General features: G+C 72.0%; 18 protein-coding genes. 15 read left to right on the top strand and 3 right to left on the bottom strand.

What is annotated here, in order from left to right; all coding sequences use genetic code 11:
• Positions 1-170: 170 nt before the first annotated feature.
• The 9 genes from rimP to ACWCPI_RS36860 all read left to right on the top strand — a co-directional run bounded on the left by rimP (position 171) and on the right by ACWCPI_RS36860 (position 12,314).
• Positions 171-677, top strand: coding sequence for a ribosome maturation factor RimP (gene rimP / locus ACWCPI_RS36900; RefSeq protein ID WP_019757214.1), 507 nt, complete (start codon positions 171-173; stop codon positions 675-677).
• 2 nt (positions 678-679) lie between these two features.
• On the top strand, positions 680-1,666 hold the full coding sequence (gene nusA / locus ACWCPI_RS36895; protein ID WP_030958814.1) for a transcription termination factor NusA: 987 nt from the start codon (positions 680-682) through the stop codon (positions 1,664-1,666).
• Positions 1,667-1,768: 102 nt separating this feature from the next.
• Positions 1,769-2,065: a YlxR family protein gene (locus ACWCPI_RS36890; protein ID WP_388812578.1), complete on the top strand. Its 297-nt coding sequence runs from the start codon at positions 1,769-1,771 to the stop codon at positions 2,063-2,065.
• Between the two features lie 147 nt (positions 2,066-2,212).
• Positions 2,213-5,305 carry a translation initiation factor IF-2 gene (gene infB / locus ACWCPI_RS36885; protein ID WP_451042331.1) on the top strand — a complete coding sequence of 1,031 codons (3,093 nt, stop codon included), beginning with the start codon at positions 2,213-2,215 and terminating at the stop codon, positions 5,303-5,305.
• 207 nt (positions 5,306-5,512) lie between these two features.
• On the top strand, positions 5,513-5,809 hold the full coding sequence (locus ACWCPI_RS36880; protein ID WP_019755573.1) for a DUF503 domain-containing protein: 297 nt from the start codon (positions 5,513-5,515) through the stop codon (positions 5,807-5,809).
• Between the two features lie 47 nt (positions 5,810-5,856).
• Positions 5,857-6,330, top strand: a complete 474-nt coding sequence (gene rbfA, locus ACWCPI_RS36875; RefSeq protein ID WP_451042330.1) for a 30S ribosome-binding factor RbfA — start codon at positions 5,857-5,859, stop codon at positions 6,328-6,330.
• The gene (truB, locus tag ACWCPI_RS36870) at positions 6,327-7,232 is read left to right on the top strand and encodes a tRNA pseudouridine(55) synthase TruB (protein ID WP_451042329.1); all 906 of its coding nucleotides are present in this window, start codon (positions 6,327-6,329) and stop codon (positions 7,230-7,232) included. Before rbfA ends, truB begins: the two co-directional genes overlap by 4 nt.
• A 284-nt stretch (positions 7,233-7,516) precedes the next feature.
• Positions 7,517-11,221 carry a trypsin-like peptidase domain-containing protein gene (locus ACWCPI_RS36865; protein WP_451042328.1) on the top strand — a complete coding sequence of 1,235 codons (3,705 nt, stop codon included), beginning with the start codon at positions 7,517-7,519 and terminating at the stop codon, positions 11,219-11,221.
• Between the two features lie 145 nt (positions 11,222-11,366).
• Complete coding sequence (locus tag ACWCPI_RS36860; RefSeq protein WP_388812589.1) at positions 11,367-12,314, top strand: bifunctional riboflavin kinase/FAD synthetase; 948 nt, start codon at positions 11,367-11,369, stop codon at positions 12,312-12,314.
• A 72-nt stretch (positions 12,315-12,386) separates the two neighbouring features.
• Here the strand turns inward: ACWCPI_RS36860 and ACWCPI_RS36855 are convergent, their stop codons facing one another.
• The 3 genes from ACWCPI_RS36855 to eccE form a co-directional block, all read right to left on the bottom strand.
• Positions 12,387-15,557 (bottom strand): SCO5717 family growth-regulating ATPase, encoded by a 3,171-nt coding sequence (locus ACWCPI_RS36855; RefSeq protein ID WP_451042327.1) that lies wholly within the window; start codon positions 15,555-15,557, stop codon positions 12,387-12,389.
• A 208-nt stretch (positions 15,558-15,765) separates the two neighbouring features.
• Positions 15,766-16,608 carry a hypothetical protein gene (locus ACWCPI_RS36850; protein ID WP_451042326.1) on the bottom strand — a complete coding sequence of 281 codons (843 nt, stop codon included), beginning with the start codon at positions 16,606-16,608 and terminating at the stop codon, positions 15,766-15,768.
• Positions 16,608-17,930: a type VII secretion protein EccE gene (gene eccE / locus ACWCPI_RS36845; RefSeq protein ID WP_451042325.1), complete on the bottom strand. Its 1,323-nt coding sequence runs from the start codon at positions 17,928-17,930 to the stop codon at positions 16,608-16,610. Before eccE ends, ACWCPI_RS36850 begins: the two co-directional genes overlap by 1 nt.
• A 213-nt stretch (positions 17,931-18,143) precedes the next feature.
• Here eccE and ACWCPI_RS36840 point away from each other — a divergent pair, with 213 nt between their 5' ends.
• The 6 genes from ACWCPI_RS36840 (at position 18,144) to ACWCPI_RS36815 (ending at position 23,089) form a co-directional block, all read left to right on the top strand.
• Positions 18,144-18,410: a hypothetical protein gene (locus ACWCPI_RS36840; protein ID WP_451042324.1), complete on the top strand. Its 267-nt coding sequence runs from the start codon at positions 18,144-18,146 to the stop codon at positions 18,408-18,410.
• Positions 18,411-18,512: 102 nt separating this feature from the next.
• Entirely contained in the window at positions 18,513-20,102 is a 1,590-nt protein-coding gene (gene eccB / locus ACWCPI_RS36835) for a type VII secretion protein EccB (protein ID WP_451042323.1), read from the top strand.
• A gap of 262 nt (positions 20,103-20,364) precedes the next feature.
• Positions 20,365-20,676, top strand: a complete 312-nt coding sequence (locus ACWCPI_RS36830; protein ID WP_019754507.1) for a WXG100 family type VII secretion target — start codon at positions 20,365-20,367, stop codon at positions 20,674-20,676.
• A gap of 96 nt (positions 20,677-20,772) precedes the next feature.
• Positions 20,773-21,063 carry a WXG100 family type VII secretion target gene (locus ACWCPI_RS36825; RefSeq protein ID WP_451042322.1) on the top strand — a complete coding sequence of 97 codons (291 nt, stop codon included), beginning with the start codon at positions 20,773-20,775 and terminating at the stop codon, positions 21,061-21,063.
• 264 nt (positions 21,064-21,327) lie between these two features.
• Positions 21,328-22,683 (top strand): type VII secretion-associated serine protease mycosin, encoded by a 1,356-nt coding sequence (gene mycP / locus ACWCPI_RS36820; protein ID WP_451042321.1) that lies wholly within the window; start codon positions 21,328-21,330, stop codon positions 22,681-22,683.
• Positions 22,684-22,738: 55 nt separating this feature from the next.
• Entirely contained in the window at positions 22,739-23,089 is a 351-nt protein-coding gene (locus tag ACWCPI_RS36815; protein ID WP_388812610.1) for a hypothetical protein, read from the top strand.
• The last annotated feature ends 5 nt before the right edge of the window (positions 23,090-23,094 follow it).

Here is a 23,094-nt window from a genome sequence, read left to right as displayed (position 1 = left end):
TGCGATCAGCGGATCGCAGGCCCGTGATCACCGTACCCGCGCAACCGGACGGCACCACTCAGCGGCACCGCTCGTACGCAGGTGGACGGCAACACCCCCCGCGACCCGATACCCTTTGACCTGACAGCGACCCATCCCACAACAGCACACGCGGCCGAGGAGTCACCCGGATGAGCACCACCCAGAGCGAGAGGCTGCGAGAACTACTGGAACCGCTCGTCAGCTCCCAGGGCCTGGATCTCGAAGAGATCGCAGTGGACTCGGTCGGACGCAAGCGTGTGCTGCGCGTCGTCGTCGACTCCGACACCGGTGCCGACCTGGACCGGATCGCCGATGTGAGCCGTGTGCTCTCGGCGAAGCTCGACGAGAGCGACGCGATGGGCGAGGGCGAGTACACCCTCGAGGTCGGAACCCCGGGCGCGGAGCGCCTCCTCACGGAGCACCGCCACTACGTGCGCGCCGTCGACCGGCTGGTGAAGTTCCAGCTGGCCGAGGGCGGCGAGCTGGTGGCCAGGATCCTGAAGGTCGACGACGAAGGACTCGACCTCGAAGTACCGGGGGTGAAGGGCCGCAAGGCCACCTCGCGCAGGCTCGGCTTCCCGGAGATCGACCGGGCGCGCGTGCAGGTCGAGTTCAGCCGCAAGGACAGCAAGGACGAGAAGGAAGAGGAGGCGTAGCCGTGGACATCGACATGAGTGCCCTGCGGGGCTTGGTACGGGAGAAGGAGATCTCCTTCGACCTGCTGGTCGAGGCGATCGAGTCGGCCCTCCTCATCGCCTACCACCGCACCGAGGGAAGCCGCCGCCACGCGCGCGTGGAGCTGAACCGGGAGACCGGCCATGTGACCGTGTGGGCGAAGGAGGATCCCGAGGATCTGGAGGAGGGCCAGGAGGCCCGCGAGTTCGACGACACCCCGTCCGGCTTCGGCCGTATCGCCGCCACCACCGCCAAGCAGGTCATCCTGCAGCGGCTGCGCGACGCCGAGGACGACGCGACGCTCGGCGAGTACGCCGGCCGCGAGGGCGACATCGTCACCGGGGTGGTCCAGCAGGGCCGCGACCCGAAGAACGTCCTCGTGGACATCGGCAAGCTGGAAGCCATCCTGCCGGTGCAGGAGCAGGTGCCGGGGGAGACGTATCCGCACGGCATGCGGCTGCGCTCGTACGTCGTCCGGGTGGCCAAGGGCGTCCGCGGTCCGTCCGTCACCCTTTCGCGTACCCACCCCAACCTGGTGAAGAAGCTCTTCGCCCTGGAGGTGCCGGAGATCGCCGACGGATCCGTCGAGATCGCCGCCATCGCCCGTGAGGCCGGTCACCGCACCAAGATCGCCGTCCGCTCCACCCGCAGCGGCCTGAACGCCAAGGGCGCCTGCATCGGCCCCATGGGCGGCCGGGTGCGCAATGTCATGGGCGAGCTGAACGGTGAGAAGATCGACATCGTCGACTGGTCGGACGACCCGGCCGAGATGGTGGCGAACGCGCTTTCGCCGGCCCGGGTCTCCAAGGTGGAGGTCGTGGACATGGCGGCCCGCTCCGCACGCGTGACCGTGCCCGACTACCAGCTGTCCCTGGCGATCGGCAAGGAAGGGCAGAACGCCCGGCTCGCGGCCCGGCTCACCGGGTGGCGGATCGACATCCGTCCGGACACCGAGCAGGCCGGGGAATAGATCCAGGCCGCCAGGCGCTCAGATCACGTCAGGTTATCGCGCGGCAACTGTTCGAATCCTGCCCCAAAGGGGTGAGGTCGGTACGGGGAGGTAGACTTAACTGTGTCTGGCCGGACACGCGTCCGCGCATGCCCTGAACGCACCTGTGTGGGGTGCCGGGAGCGAGCGGCCAAGACTGATCTGCTGCGCATCGTGGCGATCGAGGACGAGTGCGTCCCTGATCCTCGCGGTACGCTGCCCGGCCGGGGTGCGTACGTACACCCCGCACTGGTCTGTCTCGACCAGGCGGTACGCCGCCGGGCGTTCACGCGGGCGTTGCGCGCCCCGGGAGCGCTCGACACAAAGGCGTTGCGCCGGTACGTCGAGCAGGCAACAGTTGCTGAGCAGGCAACACCGTAAGAAGCGTCGTGCGGAACCCCCGTGCGGCCCTGGTACCTCGCGAGTCGGAAGTAGGTCGAGATTGCGATGAGCACTCGATGAGTACGCGATGAGTACGCCCATGAAGTAGCGACGGTCCGGCCGCAACCCGGACCTAAAAGGAGCGAAGTGGCTAAGGTCCGGGTATACGAACTCGCCAAGGAGTTCGGTGTGGAGAGCAAGGTCGTCATGGCCAAGCTCCAGGAACTCGGTGAATTCGTCCGTTCGGCGTCTTCGACCATCGAAGCGCCCGTAGTCCGCAAACTGACGGACGCCCTCCAGCAGGGCAACGGAGGCGGCAAGCCCGCCCCCGCCCGCAAGGCTGCCCCGGCGAAGCCGGCAGCCCCCTCTCCGGCGCAGGCAGCCCGTCCGGCCGCCCCGCGCCCGGCGGCCCCCAAGCCGCCCGCCGCCGAGAAGCCCGCGCCCGCCGCGCCGGCCGCTCCCGGCCCCCGTCCGACCCCGGGCCCGAAGCCCGCGCCGCGGCCCGCCCCGGCGTCCCCGGCTCCGACCACGCCCGAGTTCACGGCACCCCCGTCGGCTCCCGCCGCGCCGGCCGCCTCCCAGGGCTCCGGCCCGCGTCCGGGCGCCCCGCGTCCGGGTGGCCAGGCGCCGCGTCCCGGTGCCCCCCGTCCGGGTGGTCCCGGGCAGGGCGGCCAGGGCCGCGGTGAGCGTCCCGGCGCTCCGCGTCCGGGTGGCCAGGCGCCGCGTCCCGGTGCCCGTCCGGCCGGCCCGCGTCCGGGCAACAACCCGTTCACCTCTGGTGGCTCCACCGGCATGGCGCGCCCGCAGGCGCCCCGTCCGGGCGGTGCTCCGCGCCCGGGTGGCCCCGGCGCTCCCGGCGGCGCTCCGCGTCCGCAGGGCCAGGGCCAGGGCGGTCCCCGTCCCCAGGGTGCCGCGGGCGGTCCCCGTCCGCAGGCTCCGGGCGGCCCGCGTCCCACGCCGGGCGGCATGCCCCGTCCGCAGGGCGGCGGCCCGCGTCCCGGCGGCGGCCCCGGCGGTCCGCGTCCGAACCCCGGCATGATGCCGCAGCGTCCGGCTGCCGGCCCGCGTCCCGGTGGCGGTGGCCCCGGTGGCCGCGGTCCCGGTGGCGGCGGTCGTCCCGGTGGCGGCGGTCGCCCGGGTGGCGGCGGCTTCGCCGGTCGTCCCGGTGGCGGTGGCGGCGGTTTCGCCGGTCGTCCCGGTGGTCCCGGTGGCGGTGGCGGCGGTTTCGCCGGTCGTCCGGGTGGTCCCGGCGGTGGCGGCGGTGGCCGTCCCGGCTTCGGCGGTCGTCCGGGTGGTCCCGGTGGCCGTGGTGGCACGCAGGGTGCCTTCGGTCGTCCCGGTGGTCCCGCGCGTCGTGGCCGCAAGTCGAAGCGGCAGAGGCGCCAGGAGTACGAGGCCATGCAGGCCCCGTCGGTCGGCGGCGTGATGCTGCCTCGCGGCAACGGCGAGTCCATTCGCCTGTCGCGCGGTGCGTCGCTCACCGACTTCGCGGAGAAGATCAACGCCAACCCGGCGTCCCTCGTCGCGGTCATGATGAACCTCGGCGAGATGGTCACCGCGACCCAGTCCGTCTCCGACGAGACGCTCCAGCTCCTCGCCGACGAGATGAACTACACGGTTCAGATCGTCAGCCCGGAGGAGGAGGACCGCGAGCTGCTCGAGTCCTTCGACATCGAGTTCGGCGAGGACGAGGGCGACGAGGAGGACCTGGTGGTCCGCCCGCCGGTCGTCACCGTCATGGGTCACGTCGACCACGGTAAGACCCGACTGCTCGACGCCATCCGCAAGACGAACGTCATCGCGGGCGAGGCCGGCGGCATCACCCAGCACATCGGTGCCTACCAGGTCGCGACCGAGGTCAACGACGAAGAGCGCAAGATCACCTTCATCGACACCCCGGGTCACGAGGCGTTCACCGCCATGCGTGCCCGTGGTGCGAAGTCGACCGACATCGCGATCCTGGTCGTCGCGGCCAACGACGGCGTCATGCCGCAGACGGTCGAGGCGCTCAACCACGCCAAGGCGGCCGAGGTCCCGATCGTCGTCGCGGTCAACAAGATCGACGTCGAGGGCGCCGACCCGACCAAGGTGCGCGGTCAGCTCACCGAGTACGGGCTGGTGGCCGAGGAGTACGGCGGCGACACCATGTTCGTCGACATCTCCGCCAAGCAGGGTCTGCACATCGACTCCCTGCTGGAGGCCGTGGTCCTCACCGCGGACGCCTCGCTCGACCTGCGGGCCAACCCGAACCAGGACGCGCAGGGCATCTCGATCGAGTCCCGTCTCGACCGTGGCCGCGGTGCCGTCTCGACGGTCCTCGTCCAGCGAGGCACCCTGCGGGTCGGCGACACGATGGTCGTGGGCGACGCCTACGGCCGCGTGCGCGCCATGCACGACGACAACGGCAACCTCGTCACCGAGGCCGGCCCGTCGACGCCGGTCCAGGTCCTGGGTCTGACCAACGTCCCGGGTGCGGGCGACAACTTCCTGGTGGTCGACGAGGACCGTACGGCCCGTCAGATCGCCGAGAAGCGCGCCGCCCGTGAGCGCAACGCCGCGTTCGCCAAGCGCACGCGCCGTGTCTCGCTGGAGGACCTGGACAAGGTGCTCAAGGCCGGCGAGGTCCAGCAGCTGAACCTGATCATCAAGGGTGACGCTTCCGGTTCGGTCGAGGCCCTCGAGTCCTCGCTGCTCCAGCTGGACGTCGGCGAAGAGGTCGACATCCGCGTCCTGCACCGCGGCGTCGGTGCGGTCACGGAGTCCGACATCGACCTGGCCATGGGCTCCGACGCCATCGTCATCGGCTTCAACGTGCGCGCCGCCGGGCGTGCGCAGCAGATGGCCGAGCGCGAGGGTGTGGACGTCCGGTACTACTCGGTCATCTACCAGGCGATCGAGGAGATCGAGGCGGCCCTCAAGGGCATGCTCAAGCCGGAGTACGAAGAGGTCGAGCTCGGCACGGCGGAGATCCGCGAGGTCTTCAAGTCGTCCAAGCTGGGCAACATCGCGGGTGTTCTCATCCGCTCCGGCGAGGTCAAGCGCAACACCAAGGCGCGCCTCATCCGCGACGGCAAGGTGGTCGCGGAGAACCTCAACATCGAGGGTCTGCGTCGCTTCAAGGACGACGTCACCGAGATCCGCGAAGGGTTCGAGGGCGGTATCAACCTCGGCAACTTCAACGACATCAAGGTCGACGACGTCATCGCGACGTACGAGATGCGCGAGAAGCCGCGGGCGTAACAGCCGACGGTTCGTGCCGGCCGGCGGGACTCTCGGTCCCGTCGGCCGGCACGGCGTTTGCCGACCTGCGCCGCAGGCGGGCGCGACGGTCCACGGAGCGTAATATCCGTCGATCGTCCTGGCCCCTTCGTTGTACGGTTCTGATGTTCCTGCCTCACAGCCGGCAGGGCCATCGATCCCGTACCGGCGGGTGAACCGGTTACACACATGTATGTGGGGACGCTGTCCTTCGACCTCCTCCTCGGCGACGTACGGTCGCTGAAGGAGAAGCGCTCCGTCGTCCGCCCGATCGTCGCCGAGCTCCAGCGCAAGTACGCGGTGAGCGCGGCCGAGGTGGACCACATGGACCTCTACCGGCGGGCCGGGATCGGCATCGCCATGGTGTCCGGCGACGCCGGTCACCTCACCGACGTACTGGACCGGTGCGAACGGCTGGTCGCCGGCCGTCCGGAAGTCGAACTGCTGTCGGTACGACGGCGCTTCCACGGCGATCACGACGACTGACGACACACAGCCAAGAACGAGAAGAAGAAAGAACGGGAGACGGACCAGTGGCCGACAACGCGCGGGCGAAAAGGCTGGCGGACCTCATCCGAGAGGTGGTGGCCCAGAAGCTGCAGCGCGGGATCAAGGACCCGCGGCTCGGCTCGCACGTCACCATCACGGACACCCGGGTCACGGGTGACCTGCGGGAGGCGACCGTCTTCTACACGGTGTACGGGGACGACGAGGAGCGCAAGGCCGCGGCCGCCGGACTGGAGAGCGCCAAGGGCGTGCTCCGCTCGGCCGTCGGGGCGGCCGCGGGCGTGAAGTTCACACCGACCCTCACCTTCGTCGCGGACGCCCTGCCGGACACCGCACGCACCATCGAGGACCTCCTCGACAAGGCGCGCCAGTCCGACGAGAAGGTGCGCGAGGTGTCCGCGGGCGCGAAGTACGCCGGTGAGGCCGACCCGTACCGCAAGCCGGGCTCCGACGAGGAGCCGGACAGCACTGTCGAGACGGACGGCGACACCGCGGAATGACGCAGAAGCACACCACGCCCGACGGCCTTGTCATCGTCGACAAGCCGTCGGGCTTCACTTCGCACGACGTGGTCGCCAAGATGCGCGGCATCGCGCGCACCCGCCGCGTCGGGCACGCCGGCACCCTCGACCCCATGGCGACGGGCGTGCTCGTCCTCGGCGTCGAGAAGGCGACCAAGCTCCTCGGTCATCTGGCCCTGACCGAGAAGGAGTACCTGGGCACCATCCGTCTGGGCCAGACCACCGTCACCGACGACGCCGAGGGCGAGATCACGGGGTCGGCCGACGCCTCGAAGGTCACCCGCGACGCCGTCGACGCCGAGATCGCCAAGCTGACCGGCGACATCATGCAGGTGCCGTCCAAGGTCAGCGCCATCAAGATCGACGGTGTCCGCTCCTACAAGCGGGCTCGCGAGGGCGAGGAATTCGAGATCCCGGCCCGCCCGGTCACCGTCTCCTCCTTCGCGGTGTACGACATGCGGGACGCCGTCGCCGAGGACGGAACCCCCGTACTCGACCTGGTCGTGTCCGTCGTCTGCTCCTCCGGCACCTACATCCGCGCCCTGGCCCGCGACCTCGGTGCCGGTCTCGGCGTCGGCGGCCACCTCACGGCACTGCGCCGCACCCGCGTCGGCCCGTACAAGCTGGACTCCGCCAGGACGCTGGAGCAGCTGCAGCAGGAGCTCACGGTGATGCCGATCGCCGAGGCCGCCGCGTCCGCGTTCCCGCGCTGGGACGTGGACGCCAAGCGCGCCCGCCTGCTGACGAACGGGGTCCGCCTGGACATGCCCGACGAGTACGCGGGCGTAGGCCCCGTTGCCGTCTTCGACCCCGAGGGCCGCTTCCTGGCGCTCGTGGAGCAGCACAGAGGGAAGGCGAAGAGCCTGGCCGTGTTCGGCTGAGGCGCCGGCAACCGGTGTCCCGTGCGGGTGCCCGCCCGCGGAGCGACGGCCACGGGGTCGTCCACTGCCCGTCGCTCCGCGGTCCCCCTCGGTTCCCCCACCCCTAGGGTGTATCCAACGACCCCCGCCTGTTCACCCGTCCGTGCGGGCGCTCGGAGTGAACCGAGGGAGCGGAAGGGGGCGCGTTCGTCACGCGATCTGTCCCACTGATCATCTCGCGCCTACCGTCGACAGCAGCGCGCGGGTGTGCGGGGCGCGCGGACGTACGGCGTGGAGGTTCGACGATGGCGGAACGGGGCCCGCAGGCGGGCGGGGGCCGCCGGATGCCGGGTGCGGCGGGGGACACGTGGGCGGGCCGGGGGGCCTGGGGGCCGTCCGACGCCGAGGGGGAGCGGTGCACACCGGCCGGGCAGGAGCCGCGGACCGGATGCGCCTCGGGCGGGTCGTCGCCCTCCGGCGACCGGGCCCTGGTCCGGATCCACGACCTCGGCGGACGGCCCCGGGGCCTCGGTTTCGTGGCCGACCACCACGGCACGGTCGTCACCGGCCACGAGGTCGTCGACGGCCTGTCCCGTCTCGTCCTGTGCGCTGTCGAGGGGGGCCGCAGCTGCGCCGTCTCCGCGAGCGCGGTGATCGCGTTGCCCGCGTGCGACCTGGCCCTCGTACGCACGGAGGGACTGGGCGTGGCCCCGCTGCCGGTGGCGGTGCGGGACCGGGCCGAGACGGGTACGTACGTGCGGATCGCGGCCGGTGGCTGGCGGGAGGCACGGGTACTGGGGGCGGCCTGTGCGACGTACCAGGCGACGGACGGGGTCCATCTGCTCGACGGCGCCGTGGAGTTGGCGGTCGGGACCGCCGGGCGGGACGCCTTGCGGATGGGCGCCGGAGCGGCCGGAGGACCGGTGCTGGACGCCGGGACCGGCGCGGTCGTGGGCGTGCTCGGCAGGGCCCTGCGGTCCGGTGACCGTGACGCCGTCCTCGCCGTGCCGCTGCGGCCGACGTCCCACGGACCGCTGGCCGACCTGCTCGCGAAGAACGCGGCGACGGTGCCGGCGTACGGCGCCGACCTGAACGTGGCCGGAGTCCTCGAACTGACGGCCACGTCGGTGGCGCAGGACGGTCCACCGGAGACGCCGGGACGCGCCGGGCGGGCGGACGGCGGGGGAGCGGGGGCTCAGGCGCCCGTCGAACGCGCCTCGGTGGCACGGGAGTTCGACGCCTTCCTGCGGGGCGGGGCCGCGATCCTGGGCCTGGTCGGAGCTCCGGGCAGTGGCCGTACCACCGAACTCGCCGCCCTGGCCGCGCGCCGCCACCACGGTCCCGAACCGGCCCCCACGCTGTGGCTGCGCGGCGCCGACCTCAAGGACCACGACACCTCGGTGGCCGACGCCGCGCGTCGTGCGCTGAACCGGGCGGCCCGCATCGTGGCCGCCTCCCTGCCGGCCGGCTCCACCGCCCTGGGCGACACCTCCCCGGAGCGCCTGGCCCACCTCTCCCACGCCACCGGCCGCCCCCTGCTGCTGCTCCTCGACGGTCCCGAGGAGATGCCGCCGTTCCTGGCGCACCGCCTGGCGAACTGGACGCAGGGCACGGCGCGTTGGCTGCGGGAGACCGGGGCGCGGCTGATCGTGGCGTGCGGGGCCGAGTACTGGGAGGAGGCCGCGTTTCCGGAGGAGTCGCTGCACCGGGCCGGTGAGTGTGCGGTGCGGGAGGCCGACCGGCCGTCTCCGGCCTGCGTACGGCTCGGTGACCTCACCCCCGACGAGGCACGGCAGGCCCGCGCCCGGTACGGCATCCCGGAAGGCGCCCTCGCCGCCCCCGACGCCCGGCACCCCCTCACCCTGCGCCTGCTCTCCGAGGTGCGCGCCGCCCTCCCCGGCACCCCGGCGCCTCGGCGGGCCGACCGTGACGACGTGCTCTCAGCCCACCTCGACCTGATGTGCCTGCGCATCGCCGTGCGCCTCGCCGCGCAGAACGGGCTGCGCGGAACCGCCGTACGCCGCCTCGCCGCCAAGGTCTCCGGCCAGGTCCACGAGGCCGCCCGACGCAGCCTGGGGCCCGGGCAGGGCGAACTCGACCGGGAGTCGTTCGAGGCCGTGTTCCCCTGGGGCCCCGCCCCCGCCAGACTCGGCGGCGGCACCGGCTGGGCCTCCGCGGTCCTCACCGAGGGCCTCCTCGTGCCGGCCGGCAACGGCTACCGCTTCGCCCACGAGGAACTCGCCGACTGGATCCAGGGCATGCACCTGGACCTGGACGAGGCACTCAAGGCCCTGGTGCACCGCCGCCGCAGCCACCCCGACGCCGTGCACCCCCTCCCCGTACCGCACCACCGCATCGGCCCCGTGGTGCAGGCCCTGCTCCACCTGGCGCGGCAGCACGGAAGCGCCCGGCTGGCCGAACACCTCGACCAGTTGACGTACGCCCTCGACGCCGACGGGGACTCCTGGTGGGCCTCCCGGCTCCTGTCCGAGACCCTGGTGCGCGTCCCGGACGCGACGCCGTACCTGGACGTACTGCGCCTGCTCGTCGACCACATCGTGGCCTGGCGGCACCGCGGACGCCCCGCACCGCCGGACTTCGGCCCCGGCTTCTGGACCGCCCTGCGGCTCTCGGACACCGACCGCTTCGACCTCCTGCGCGACCTGGTCCGCGCCGACGGCCCGCCCCAGGGCACCGACGGCGCGAGGACCGACGCCGTGACCGACCCCCTCCCGTACACCACCGGCCCCTTCCACCCCGGCGGCCCCCCGGTGCCGGGACCCCCCTCGACCGGCGTCCACGACGCGCGCTACCTCGACGCCGCCGCCCACCTCCTCGCCACCACCCCCGCCGCCGTCCAACCGCACCTCACCCGCTGGTTCGACGACGACCGCCCCCTGCCCGCCACCCCGCACGCGACCGTCGCCCGCGCGGCCCAGGCACTGCTCTACACCCACCGCCACCGCGCCCTCGACGACCTCACCGAGACGCTCGTCGACAGCGCGCACCGCAAGGCCGACGAACTCCTCGCCGTACTGGCGGAGGAGGAGCCGTCCGCCGTCTGCCGGGCCGTCGACCGCTGGGCACACGACGAACGACCCCGGCGGCGCGTCGCGGCGGTGACCTACGGGCTGCGTGCCGCGCCCCACGTCCACGCCGAGACCGACCTCGAGCTCCTGCGCCGCGCCGCCCGGGCCCTGCTCGCCCGCCCCGCCGACACCACCCTCCACGGCGGCGCCCTCGCCCTCCTCGTCCGGGACCCGCGCACCCGGACCCGCCACCTGCCGCAGGCGCTGGCGCTCTTCGCCGCCGCCGACCCGCAGGTGCCGCCCAGCGCCCTGGTCGCCGCCCTGGCGACCCACCCCGAACCGGTCCTGGAAGCGTTCCGTGAGCGCCTGAAGCGGCCGGAGGCCGGTGAGGCGCTGCGCACCCTCGCCGACGTCACCACACCGGCCCTCGCCCGCCGCGTCGCCGCCCTGGTCCGGGAGGCGGTGGGGCGGCGCCCCGAGACCGCCGCCGATGTGGCCGCTTACGTCGACCGGCGCCTCGACCACGGCCCCGCGGCCCGTGCCGTACTGTTCCCGCTGGTCACCGGGCTGCTGGACGGCGGCACGGACCAGGTGCGGGCCGCCCTCGCCGCCGTACTCGCCGCTCCCGGCGCCCCCGAATCGCGCCCCCTGCGTGGTGAACTCCTCGAGTTCCTCCTCACCCACGAGCACGCTCCGGCCGTCCTGGAAGCCCTCCTGCGCGCAGCGGTCCACCAGGGCGGCGACCGGGCGGACGGCGACCTTCACGGCCTCGTCCGACACACCGGCCTGCTCCTGGTCCGCACCCCGGACGGCGCCGCCCGATTCGACCGGGGCCTGGTCGACCTGGGCCGCCGCGTTCCGGGCTTCGCCGGGCGGGTCGCCGGCTGGCTCGCCGCGAGCCCCCAGGAGTGGGCGGCCGTGGTCGGCCCGAGCACGCGCCGGATGATCGAGAACCTGGCGGGCGTACGAGTTCCCGCATGACCAGCGCGTCCGTGCGTGCACCCGGTCACAGCCCGATGCCGATGCGTGCCCGGGGCGCCCGGCATGGCACCCTTAGACCTGCGTAAGAGCGTCTGAGGCACAGACGGACACGAGTTCGACGAGTTTGCGACAAGGAGCAGGCACAGTGCAGCGCTGGCGTGGCTTGGAGGACATCCCCGAGGACTGGGGGCGCAGCGTCGTCACCATCGGCTCCTACGACGGCGTCCACCGCGGACACCAGCTGATCATCCGGCATGCCGTGGAACGCGCCCGCGAGCTGGGCGTCCCCGCGGTCGTCGTCACCTTCGACCCGCACCCCAGCGAGGTCGTCCGCCCCGGCAGCCACCCGCCCCTGCTCGCGCCGCACCACCGCCGCGCCGAGCTGATGGGCGAACTGGGCGTGGACGCGGTGCTGATCCTGCCCTTCACCACCGAGTTCTCGAAGCTGTCGCCGGCCGACTTCGTCGTCAAGGTCCTCGTCGACAAGCTGCACGCCAAGGCCGTCGTCGAAGGCCCCAACTTCCGCTTCGGACACCGCGCGGCGGGCGACGTCGAGTTCCTCGCCGAACAGGGCAAGGTCTACGACTTCGAGGTCGAGGTCGTGGACCTGTACGTGACCGGCGAGGCGGGAGGCGGCGAACCCTTCTCCTCGACCCTGACCCGCCGTCTGGTCGCCGAGGGCGACGTCACCGGCGCCGCCGAGATCCTGGGCCGCCCGCACCGCGTGGAGGGCGTGGTCGTCCGCGGCGCCCAGCGGGGGCGCGAGCTCGGCTTCCCGACCGCCAACGTCGAGACACTGCCCCACACCGCCGTCCCCGCCGACGGCGTCTACGCCGGCTGGCTGCACGCCCAGGGCGAGGCGATGCCCGCGGCCATCTCCGTCGGCACCAACCCCCAGTTCGACGGCACCGAGCGCACGGTGGAGGCGTACGCGATCGACCGGGTCGGCCTGGACCTGTACGGCCTGCACGTCGCCGTCGACTTCCTCGCCTTCGTCCGCGGCCAGGCGAAGTTCGAGACGTTGGACGCCCTGCTGGAGCAGATGGCCGAAGACGTGAAGCGCTGCCGCGAACTGGTGGCGGCGGCCGAGTAGCCACCCCGCGACGCCGAAGGGCGGCCGGTGCCTCACAGGCACCGGCCGCCCTTCGTTGCGTACGGGGTCGCGCTACTGCTGTGTCCAGCCGGGCGGTACGACGCCCTGCTGCTGGGGCTGCTGGGGGTCCTGGGGCGGCGGCGCCTGCTGCTGCCAGCCCTGACCGGGCGCGGGCTGCTGCGGGGCCTGGCCCCAGCCCTGACCGGGCTGCGGGGCGCCGCCCGGCTGGGCGTACGGCTGCTGCGGCGGCTGCTGCTGGGGCGGGTAGCCCTGCTGGGGGTGCTGGTCGTACCCCTGCTGCGGGTGCTGCTGGTACTGCATGTTCGGGTTGCCGAAGCCCTGCTGGGTGCGGGCGATGTCCTCGGCGATGAGGGCGGCGAGGTCGAAGTAGGCCTCGCGCGTCTTGGGCCGCATCATGTCGAGGTCCACCTCGGCGCCCGCCGCCAGGTGCTCGTCGAACGGGATCACGACGACACCGCGGCAGCGGGTCTCGAAGTGCGCGACGATGTCCTCCACCTTGATCATCTTGCCCGTCTCGCGGACACCGGAGATCACCGTGACCGACCGCTGGACGAGGTCCGCGAAACCGTTCGCCGACAGCCAGTCGAGCGTCGTCGAGGCGCTGCTCGCACCGTCCACCGACGGCGTGGAGATGATGATCAACTGGTCGGCGAGGTCCAGCACCCCGCGCATCGCGCTGTAGAGCAGCCCCGTACCCGAGTCCGTGAGGATGATCGGGTACTGCCGGCCCAGCACGTCGAGCGCGCTGCGGTAGTCCTGGTCGTTGAACGTGGTGGAGACCGCCGGGTCCACGTCGTTGGCGATGATCTCCAGACCGGAGGGCGCCTGCGAGGTGAAGCGACGGATGTCCATGTAGCTGTTCAGCTGCGGGATCGCCTGCACCAGGTCACGGATGGTCGCGCCCGTCTCGCGCCGCACCCGTCGGCCGAGGGTGCCGGCGTCCGGGTTGGCGTCGATCGCCAGGATCTTGTCCTGCCGCTCGGTGGCGAGCGTGGCGCCCAGCGACATGGTCGTCGTCGTCTTGCCGACGCCGCCCTTGAGGCTGATGACCGCGATCCGGTAGCAGGACATCACCGGCGTACGGATCAGACCCAGCTTCCGCTCCCGCTCCGCCTGCTCCTTCTTGGCACCGAGCTTGAAGCGGGACGGGCCCTGGTTGTTCTTGCGGGCCTTGGGCTGGTTGCGCAGCAGCCGGTCGGAGGACAGCTCCACGGCGGCGTTGTAGCCGAGCGGGGTTCCGGGCGCGGCTTGCTGCTGCTGCGGAGCGCCGGGTCCGGCCTGCGGCCCGGGCGGGGCGGTCCAGCCCTGGTTGCCCGGCTGGCCCTGGTTGCCGTAGGCGGCGGGCGGGACGGCCGGGTTCTGGGCGGGGTGCTGCTGCGGCGCCTGCTGCTCCGGCTGGGCCGGGGGCTGCGGGGCAGCCGGCTGCTGCGCCTGGGCAGGCTGCGGGTAGCCGTAGCCCGCCTGCTGGGGCGGGTAGCCGTAACCGGGCTGGGGCTGCTGCGGGTAGCCGTAACCGGCGGCCTGCGGTGGGGTGGGCTGCTGCGGATACGGCTGCGGCTGCGGCTGCGCGGGCCCGCCCGCCTGGCGCGGGTCGACCGGCGCGGGCTGACCGCCCTGCGCCCCGGGGTGGCCGGGTTGCTGCTGCGCCGGGTGACCGGGCTGCTGGGCCGGGTGACCGGGCTGCTGGGCCGGGCCGAAGGAGCCCTGCGGCGGCGCGGGGTGGCCGGGGTGCGGCTGCTGCGGATGGGTGGGCTGGCCCGGGTGCTGGGGGTAGCCGTATGCGCCGGCTTGTGCGGCGGCGGCCTGCGCGGCTGCGGCTGCGGCTGCGGCGTGCGGGTCGGGCTGGGCGGGCTGGCCCGGGTGCTGGGGGTAGCCGTATGCGCCGGCCTGCGCGGCGGCTGCGGCGGCAGCGGCCTGCGGGTCGGGCTGGCCCGGCTGCTGCGGGGCCCCCTGGGCGGGGTTCGCGGGCACGAAACCCTGGGGCAGCGGGGGCAGCGGCTGGCCGGCCTGGGGCGGTGCGGGCACCTGGCCGGCGGGCTGCGGCTGCTGGCCCTGAGCGGCGGGCTGGCCCTGTGCCTCGGGCTGCTGTACGGGGACCGGCGCGGGCTGTGCCTCCGCTTCCGGTTCCGGCTGCGGCGCCTGCGGCTCCGCCTCCGCCGTAACCGGCGCGGTGCCGGCCTCGGGCTGCGTGGCGTCGGGCGCGGGGGAGTCGTCGGACCCGACCGGCGCCGGTCCCTCGTCCTCGGCTCCCGTCACGGACGCGGCGGTGTCGTCCGTCTCCGCCTCGTCGCGCCGCTCCTCCGGCTCATCGTCGTCGGCACCGCCGAACAGCCGTGCCGCCTCCGCGTCGGCGGCGGCGTGGTTGAGCTCGGCCTCCCGCTCCTCGGCCTCCCGCTGTTCGGCCATCGGCTGCTCGGCCATCGGGTGCTCGGCCACCGGCTGGGCCGGGGCGGGCTGTTCGGGCTCGGGCGCCGCCGGAACGCCGGCCGCAGGGGTGGGGGCGGGTGCGGGTGCGGGTGCGGGCGGTGCGGCCTGGGCGTCCTCCTCGACCGGGCGCAGCACGGGGAAGCCGGGCGCGGCGGCGGGCGGTTGGGCCTGGGCGGCCTGCTGCGGTGCGGCGGCGGGCGGCTGCTGCGGTGCGGCGGCGGGCGGTTGCTGCGGTGCCACGGCGGGCGGCTGCGCGGGCGTCTGCTGCGGGGACGCGACAAAGCCGCCCGACGTGCCCTGGGCGGGCTGCTGGGGGTAGCCGTAACCGCCGGACGTGTCGTGGTTCGGCTGGGGCGCGCCGAAACCACCCGACGTGTCCTGGCCGCCCGGCTGCTGGGGATAGCCGTAGCCACCCGCCGCGGGCACCGGACCCGGCGCGGGCTGCTGCGGGAACCCGTATCCACCCGTGGCCGTGCCCTGGGCCGGCGTCGGCTGCGAGGGCTGTGCGGGCGGTCGCGGTGTGCCCTGCGCGGGCGGCTGGGCCGGTGCGGGACCCTGCGCGCCGGGGCCGCCCGGGGGCCCGGTGGGTGTACCGATCGGTGGTCCGGTCGGCGGTGGTGGTGACGTGTGCCCGGTGTCCTGCTGAGCGCCGGACGCGGAGCCACCCTGCGTGCCTTGGGCGTACCAGGCGGGAGGTGTGTAGACGATTTCGAACTCGCCCGTCAGATCCACCTCGTGATCGTCCCCGTCCGAGGAAGGGCTCCCGCCGTTGTACTCGGACCGATCCCTGTTCACTGCTTGCCTCCTGGTCAGCCACTGCTGCTGAGCTGGTCGTCGTCGCGGCCGGGCGGACCGAGTGGCGAGTCCCACGCGACTGCGATCGTCACCGCACCACCAGAAGCCTAATCACTCGCATGGCGGGACGGAAAAGCCCCCATGGGGGCGGACGAAAACGCCCCATGGGAGCGACTTGTCCGCACCCCGCCGCGCAGGCGACGACGCGTCAGTCCATACGGCGGGCCACACCGAGCAGACCCGTCTCCGCATCCGTGGCTTCGGTCATGACGAACTTGTGGTGCTTGCGAGTGCACCACAGTGCGACGCCGTCGTGAAGGGTCGGCAGGTGCTGGAGATGCTCCTCGGGCACGCCCAGGGTGTCCCGTACGACCTCGGTCTCGAACGGCGAGATGCGCTGGATCCCGACGAGATGCGCCTGGGACAGCCAACGCGGCGCGTGTTCGCTGACGAACGGCAGCACCGTCACCACGGACTGCCACGGCACCGACGTGACCCGCCCGCGCGGCGGCCGGATACCGCAGTCCCGGAACAGCACGACCGGACTCGACACGGACGGACCCTGCGCGGGCACCCGGCCCACGGGATAGACCGTCACGCACTGCTGACCGCCGCCGGCCGCCTGGGCCAACTGCTGCCAGGCCTGCGGACGTCCGGTCTCCACACCGACGCGCGCACCGGTCGCCGCGGCGCGCAGCGCCAGCACCTGGGCGAGCCACAGGCCGCCCACGAGGACGACGTCGAACGGGGTGGGGCGGGCCAGCCCGAGCACGGCCGGCTGCGACTCCGGGTCGGTGCCGATGATCACACCGTCGTCACCGAGCGGCATGCTGATCGCCGCGAGTTCGTCGGCGGTCACCACATGGCGGTTGCGGCGCGGACCGCGCAGCCCGAACCCCGGGCTGAAGATACGGCGTTGCTGCTGAGGAGGCTCCGGCTGCCGGATGATCGGGATCATGCCGGTGTCCGTGGGCGAGGCCACGTGCGCGGGCGTGCGTGCGGGGGTGCGGCCCTGCTGTCCCGGGGGCATCGTCGGGGCGGGCTGGGACATCAGTACGTACCTCCGAGCGGCAGAGTGGCGAGGGCACCGGGGACCTGCTCCCGGTCCAGACGGACGAGGCCGACCTTCGCGGCACTCGCGGCCCGCTCCAACTCGCGCCCCACCTGGCCGAGTTCGTCGTCACCGCGGGCCGTGACGCGGATGTGCCCGGTGAGGGCGACACCGCGGTTGCCGGCCCGGCTCAGGGTCATGCTGAACGTGGTGGCGAGCACGGGCAACGACGTGAACCGCGTCACCAGCTCGGGCAGCGCCACACCGCCGCTGCCCAACTGCGGCCAGCGCGACACCCAGTACGTGGTGTGCCAACGGTCGTCCACCCGCCAGGTCCGCACCGCCTCGACCGTACGACGCTGGGGTGCCCGGCCCTCCTGGGAGTGCTGGGCGTTGGCACGCGGGTTGAGGCAGCTGGACGTCGCCAGCGCCTGCACCAGCTCGGTCTCGTCCAGGATCGTCGCCTTGAAACCGGCCCCGGCGAGCCGGCTCGCCAGCTGGTCGGCCACCCGCAACAGCGCCCGCTGCGCACCGGGAACACCGTCCCCGCGCGCCTGCACCGCCTCCGGGCACAGCTCCGGATCGAGCTTGAGGGCGACCCAGGTGAGCCGCAGCGCGGGCGAACCGGCCTGCGACTGAAGGGGGCCGTACGAACGCGCGGCGAGCGACTGCTGCGGCAGGTGCGGCGCGGGCGCCGGCTGGGTGTGCTGCACGACCTGCACGGAGGCGAGCCGGATGCCGTCGACCTCCAGGGCGTCCTGGATCAGCCGCAGCGGCAACTGCCGTCCGGCGGCCCCCGGGCGCAGCGGCTCGTCGCCCGGCTGCACGAAGAGCACGGCCGTCAGGAAGGTCCCGTCACCGATCATGCCGATCGAACGGTCGTCACGGGAGACGAAGGAGTACGTCCGCAGGGCGGGGTCGCACTCCACGACCGGTGCCATCATCGCGTCCGTCCCCGGCGGGACGGGAGCCTTGGCGTCGCGCCGGCGCTGCCTGAGGGCGCGCGACGTCTCGTACCACTCGGGCAGCGGGCGACGACCCCGGCGCAGGACCGCCAGGAGGAGCAGCAACGCCGCCACGACACCGGCCGGAACCAGCAGCCACGACGTGTCGGCGGCCCAGGCGGCCAGCATGACCGCGGCCGCGAGCTCCACCAGGACGAGTTGCTGCAGCCGCACCGGGCCCAGACCGCCGGGACGGGGCAGCGTGCGCGGCGACGCGGCGGCGGGGGAGGCCGGGGCGTTCGGCGTACGTCTGCCGCTCGGCCCTCCCTGTTGCTGCGGTGCGCGGCGTCCGCGCCGAGTGCTCGTAGCGCTGGTCATCCCCCGGGACATCCCTTTCGCGAAGTATCGGCCCATCTCGTGGGGCGGAATCCTCTGTCCGGGATTCCGGCGACGGGCCAGGGGCCCGACGGCCCACGACATCCATGCGAGTGGCTCACGGTACCCGCTGCGGAAGTCGAGGTGACACAGGGGACACCGAAACCCCAGGTGGTCAGAGTGCCACGGACGGGCCCACGGTGGTGGAGCGCTGTGGTGAAGCTCTGTGAAGATGCGGGGTCGGCCGCCCACCTGATGAATCGTCGTCCGGCGGCGCAGGGCATAGTAGGTGCCTGCGTGGCCGACGTGACCTTCGCGCACGACTGCGAGCAGGACTACCAGCACGACTGCGAGCGCGACTGCGAGAAGGACTACGAGTACGACTGCGAGCGCGACCGTGAGAAGGACTACGGGCGTGACTTCGAGTACGACTTCGAGCACGACTTCGAGCACGACAAGGCCGCGCTCACGGAGCATTGTTGAGCTTTCGGGCACGGTCGAGCACCACGAACGCCACCGGTCATCACAAGGTGATCGAGCGGTACGAACGCGATCGAGCAGTACACATCGGGAGACACGGGGACCATGGCAAAGCAGCGTCGGGATGAGCTCGCCGCCTACACGTTCGCTCGCAAGCGCACCGTCGCGGCGTTCCTGGCGCCGTCACCGGGCGGCTCGGAGGAAGGCGCACCGCGCCCCGTCCGCACGGTGATGCCCAGCCTCGCCGTCGGCGTCGTTCTGGTGATCGGCTTCATCGCCTGGGGCGTGATCAAGCCCACGGCGCCCAAGGGTTGGGACACACCGGGCGAGCACATCATCGTCGACAGCGACTCGACGACGCGGTATGTGGTCCTCGACCCCGACCCGAAGGACGGCAAGGTGGAGAAGGTGCTCCACCCCGTCCTCAACTACGCCTCCGCCAAGCTGCTGCTCGACAAGGGCAAGGGCAGCGTTCTGGAGGTCCCTGGCAAGGAGATCGACAAGAGCGGCATCCGGCACGGCGCGACGATCGGCATCCCCTACGCCCCCGACCGGCTGCCCTCCAAGGAGGACGCGGAGAAGCCGAAGACGTGGGCGGTGTGCGAGCGTCCGGCGCCGGGCGCCAAGAACGCCGTCGACCGTGCCGTCTTCGTCTTCGACGACGAGGACGCCAAGTCGCTGAGCGACTCCGGCCGGGTCAACCACCGCGAGGCCCTGTACGTGGTGGACCAACAGACCGGCCGGGAGTTCCTCGCGGACGGCAACGGCAACCTCTTCCTGCTCGGTGACCAGGCGGGGCTCGACGAGACCACCATGGCGCAGCTGCGCGCCGCCGTCATCGGCAGCAGGGCCGAACCGCAGCCGGTGAGCCGGGAGTGGCTGCGCACCTTCAACGAAGGCGGGGTCATCACCTTCCCGACGGTCCCGTCGATCGGCGGGCCCACATCGGTCCAGGGGCTCCCCGCCGAGGCGAGCACCGTGGGCCGGGTGCTCAAGGCGCGGGACGCGCAGGGCGAGCAGTACTACGTCGTCCTCAAGAACGAGGTCGCCGCCATCACGCCGTTCGTCGCCGACCTGCTCAAGCGGTCGCCCGACGCGGACAAGGCGTACGGGACGGACCCGATCACCGACATCGAGGTGAACCCGCAGCAGATCATCGCCGCCAACAACGGCGAGGCGAACTTCTTCTACGCCGACAAGGGCTGGCCCCAGGCCGTTCCGCAGCAGGCCAACCCCGCGAAGACGGCGACCGGCCGGGCCCTCACGACCTCGTGCAGCGTCTACAAGGGAACGATCGGCGAGGGCAACAGGCCGCAGCTCGCCACCTGGGCCGGAACGGCCTACCCCAAGAAGGTCATCACCGACGCGCAGAGCGCGTACGTCTCGTCCGGCTCGGGTCTCCTCTTCCAGGAAGTCACCGGCAAGGCGGGCGGCGGAGGCGGCTGGTACCTGCTGACGGACACGGGACTGCGGTACTCGCTCCCGTCGAACAACGACAGCCAAGCGGGCACGGACGCCGGTGCTTCGTCCTCGTCCTCGTCGCAGGGCGGTGCCACCGAGACGGACAAGGCGCGGACGCGGCTGGGCTACGAGGACGTCGCCAGGCCCGCGATCGTGCCCCAGACGTGGGCGGCGTTCATCTCGAAGGGCCCCATGCTCGACACCGGGAGCGCGGCCCAGCCGCAGAGCCAGTGACGGCGGGCCCTGCGGGGCGACCGACGTCCGACGCGCCCGTCGGCCGACGGCCAACGGGCCGACGGGCAGCAGCACTTGGAGTAAGACGGCGCACGGGTCACAGGATGATCGCCCAAGTGTGTGAGCCGTGTAACTGATTGGCCGTGCCTGTGGTTGAGTGACAGGCTGACGATAGAGTGTTTGCAGCGCTCAAGCGTGCGAAGCTTCTCCGGGCACCGGCACAGGTTTCCCGGATCAACGACGACATGGGGGAAGGTTCATCATGGCCGGCCAGTTCCGGGTAACAGAGGACGAACTCACCAAGCTCTCCGGTGACATCAGCACTGTCAACGGCCAGCTGCAGGGCGAGATCCGCCGCCTCAACGGAGTGATCGACCAGATCGCCGGCGGCTGGAAGGGCCAGGCGGCCCAGTCGTACCGCCAGCTGCAGGACCGCTGGAACGCGGACGCGAAGAGGATGAGCGACATCCTCAACGACATCAAGGAAGCCGTGGACTCCACGCGGAGCAACTACTCCGCGTCCGAAGAGCAGCAGAACTCCGAGATCAGCAAGATCATGTCCGACTTCGGCTGATCCAGCCGTTTCGGTCGGAAGTGCTTCAGCAGCTGACGGAGCCCTCCAACTCTTCCTGATTTCCACCGACTTCCTTAGATTTCTTCCTGAAAGGGAATGACGATGTCGATCCTCGTCAATTACGCAACGATCACCAACGCGTCCACGGACGTGAAGACGACCGCCGGTCGCATCAAGCAGCAGCTGGACGACCTCGAGGCCGCGGTCAAGCGCGTCGCCAACACCTGGGAGGGTGAGGCGCAGGAGGGTTACCAGCGCAAGCAGCGCGAGTGGGACAAGACCGCCGCTGACCTGCACGCGACCCTGCTGAAGATCTCCACGGCGCTGCAGAACGCCGCCGAGAACTACCAGGCCACTGAGAAGAGCAACGCCCAGACCTGGGGCTGAGCCCGTCGGCGACCCGAGGGACATGAGATGAAGAGAATCGGCCCAGCCGACGCGATGGCGTCCGCTGGGCCGACCTCTGCTTCAGGGTCGACCACTGGTTCCGCGGAACCGCACGAGGCTCCTGCGGGGGCACGCGAAGCCTCCACAGAGGCGCACACAGCAAATTCCGCAAACATTCACACACGTCGCCACACCGGTGACACAGACATGACCCAGCTTCGTAGTAGGAAGCACGACGGCAAGGAAGCCCTGGGGGGCCTGAACATGAGAGGCCTGAACGTGGCGGGCCGCACAGCCCGCTCGCGTAGCCGCAACGGTGGAACCCGCGCACTGCAGCGGGCCTTCGGCGTGCTCGCGGTGACCGGGATCTGCCTCGTGTCGGCACCGCCCGCGCCGCTCGCTTCGGCGGCACAGGCTGCACCGGCGGACACGGCGGTACCCACCCACCTCGCGGACTCGGGCGCTCCTGCTTCGGGCGGCGGCTCCGGCAGGACGGACTTCGGCCTGTCGAACAGTACGGAGTGCGTCTTCGGCGGTGACGTCATCAAGTCCACGCCCTGGTCGCTGCAGCGGATCCTCCTGGACCAGCTGTGGGCGCAGGCGGAGGGCGAGGGCGTCACGGTCGCGGTGATCGACACGGGCGTCGACAAGAGCAATCCCCAGCTGACCGCCGCCGTGGCCGGCGGGGACACCTACGTCGACGGCCCCGCCACCGAGGACATCGAGGGCCACGGCACCCGGGTCGCCGGCATCATCGCGGCCCGCCCGATCAAGGGCACGGGCTTCGTGGGCATCGCACCGAAGGCCAAGATCCTCTCCTACCGCTACACCGGCGGGGAGGAGAAGCAGGGCGACTCGGGCACGATGTCCGCCGCGATCCGGGACGCGGTCGCCAAGGGCGCGGACGTCATCAACATCTCGTCGGACACCGCGAACAAGAAGGACAACGGCCCCCTGCGGCGGACCGTCGCGGACGCCGTGCAGAAAGGTGCCCTCATCATCGCCGCCGCCGGGAACGACGGCGCCGACGGCAACACCGGCAAGACGTACCCCGCTTCGTACGAGGGCGTCCTGGCGGTTGCGGCCTCCGACCGCAACGACGAACGCGCCTTCTTCTCCCAGTCCGGCGACTTCGTCGACGTCGCGGCACCGGGCGTCGGCATGGTCTCCACGGTCCCGACGAAAGGCCAGTGCACCGCGGACGGCACGAGCTTCGCGGCACCGTACGTCGCGGGCGTCGCGGCGCTGCTGAAGGAGAAGTACCCGGACTGGACCGCGTCCCAGATCGCCACGCGCATCGAGGAAACGGCACAGCGCCCCGGCCGCGGCCCCAACCCGTTCATCGGCTGGGGTGTCGTCGACCCGGTCGCCGCCTTGACCGACGACTCGACCCCGGGCACCACTCCGAAGCCGGACCAGCCGGTCGCAGCCGGCTCCGGCGGAGTCGTACCGATGGCCGTGACCATGGGCGAGACGGAGACGGAGCGGGAACGCCGGGTGGCGATCTACGTACTCGGCACGGGACTTGCGCTGGCTCTCGTGGTTGCGGGGAGCGGGGTAGCTGTGCGGGACTGGCGTAGTCGGCGAGTTGGCCGGTCCGGCAGCGGAGTTGGGCGATGACTTGGGCACCGGGTGGTGCTGACGACTTGGACAACAGGGGAGAGGACAACGGGGTATGAGTAACGGGATGCGGGTTGATCTCAGCGCGCTGGATGAGGTCATCCGGAAGCTGTGGACGTTGCTGGACGATATGGATAAGGCCGGGCAGACGTCTCGGTACAACACGGAGATCCCGATGGATGCGTTCGGGAATTCGTGCCTCTTCAAGGAGGCCGGGGATCTGCATGCGGCTCACGGGACCATGAAGTCCGATCTCGAGACAGCGATCAAGAGCCTGCATGGACTGATCGACAAGTTCGGCACGAGCACCTCCAAGGTCAAGGACAAGTACACCGAGCAGGAGTACGCGAACAAGAACCAAATGGGTGGTGACACGGGGAACTCGAACGGCTCGTTTGCAAGGTAGTCGGT

It is taken from the genome of Streptomyces sp. NPDC001920 (assembly GCF_053594495.1).
The sequence above is the reverse complement of the archived record's forward strand: the minus strand, read 5'-3'. Positions and strand labels throughout refer to the sequence as shown.

What these genes read in the sequence shown, in the direction of transcription:
- ACWCPI_RS36815 (WP_388812610.1), top strand. Translation starts at nt 22,739, where the DNA reads ATGAGTAACGGGATGCGGGTTGATCTCAGCGCGCTGGATGAGGTCATC.
- rimP (WP_019757214.1), top strand. Translation starts at nt 171, where the DNA reads ATGAGCACCACCCAGAGCGAGAGGCTGCGAGAACTACTGGAACCGCTC.
- eccB (WP_451042323.1), top strand. Translation starts at nt 18,513, where the DNA reads ATGGCAAAGCAGCGTCGGGATGAGCTCGCCGCCTACACGTTCGCTCGC.
- mycP (WP_451042321.1), top strand. Translation starts at nt 21,328, where the DNA reads ATGAGAGGCCTGAACGTGGCGGGCCGCACAGCCCGCTCGCGTAGCCGC.
- ACWCPI_RS36850 (WP_451042326.1), bottom strand. Translation starts at nt 16,608, where the DNA reads ATGTCCCAGCCCGCCCCGACGATGCCCCCGGGACAGCAGGGCCGCACC.
- ACWCPI_RS36865 (WP_451042328.1), top strand. Translation starts at nt 7,517, where the DNA reads ATGGCGGAACGGGGCCCGCAGGCGGGCGGGGGCCGCCGGATGCCGGGT.
- ACWCPI_RS36825 (WP_451042322.1), top strand. Translation starts at nt 20,773, where the DNA reads ATGACGATGTCGATCCTCGTCAATTACGCAACGATCACCAACGCGTCC.
- truB (WP_451042329.1), top strand. Translation starts at nt 6,327, where the DNA reads ATGACGCAGAAGCACACCACGCCCGACGGCCTTGTCATCGTCGACAAG.
- ACWCPI_RS36830 (WP_019754507.1), top strand. Translation starts at nt 20,365, where the DNA reads ATGGCCGGCCAGTTCCGGGTAACAGAGGACGAACTCACCAAGCTCTCC.
- ACWCPI_RS36880 (WP_019755573.1), top strand. Translation starts at nt 5,513, where the DNA reads ATGTATGTGGGGACGCTGTCCTTCGACCTCCTCCTCGGCGACGTACGG.
- eccE (WP_451042325.1), bottom strand. Translation starts at nt 17,930, where the DNA reads ATGACCAGCGCTACGAGCACTCGGCGCGGACGCCGCGCACCGCAGCAA.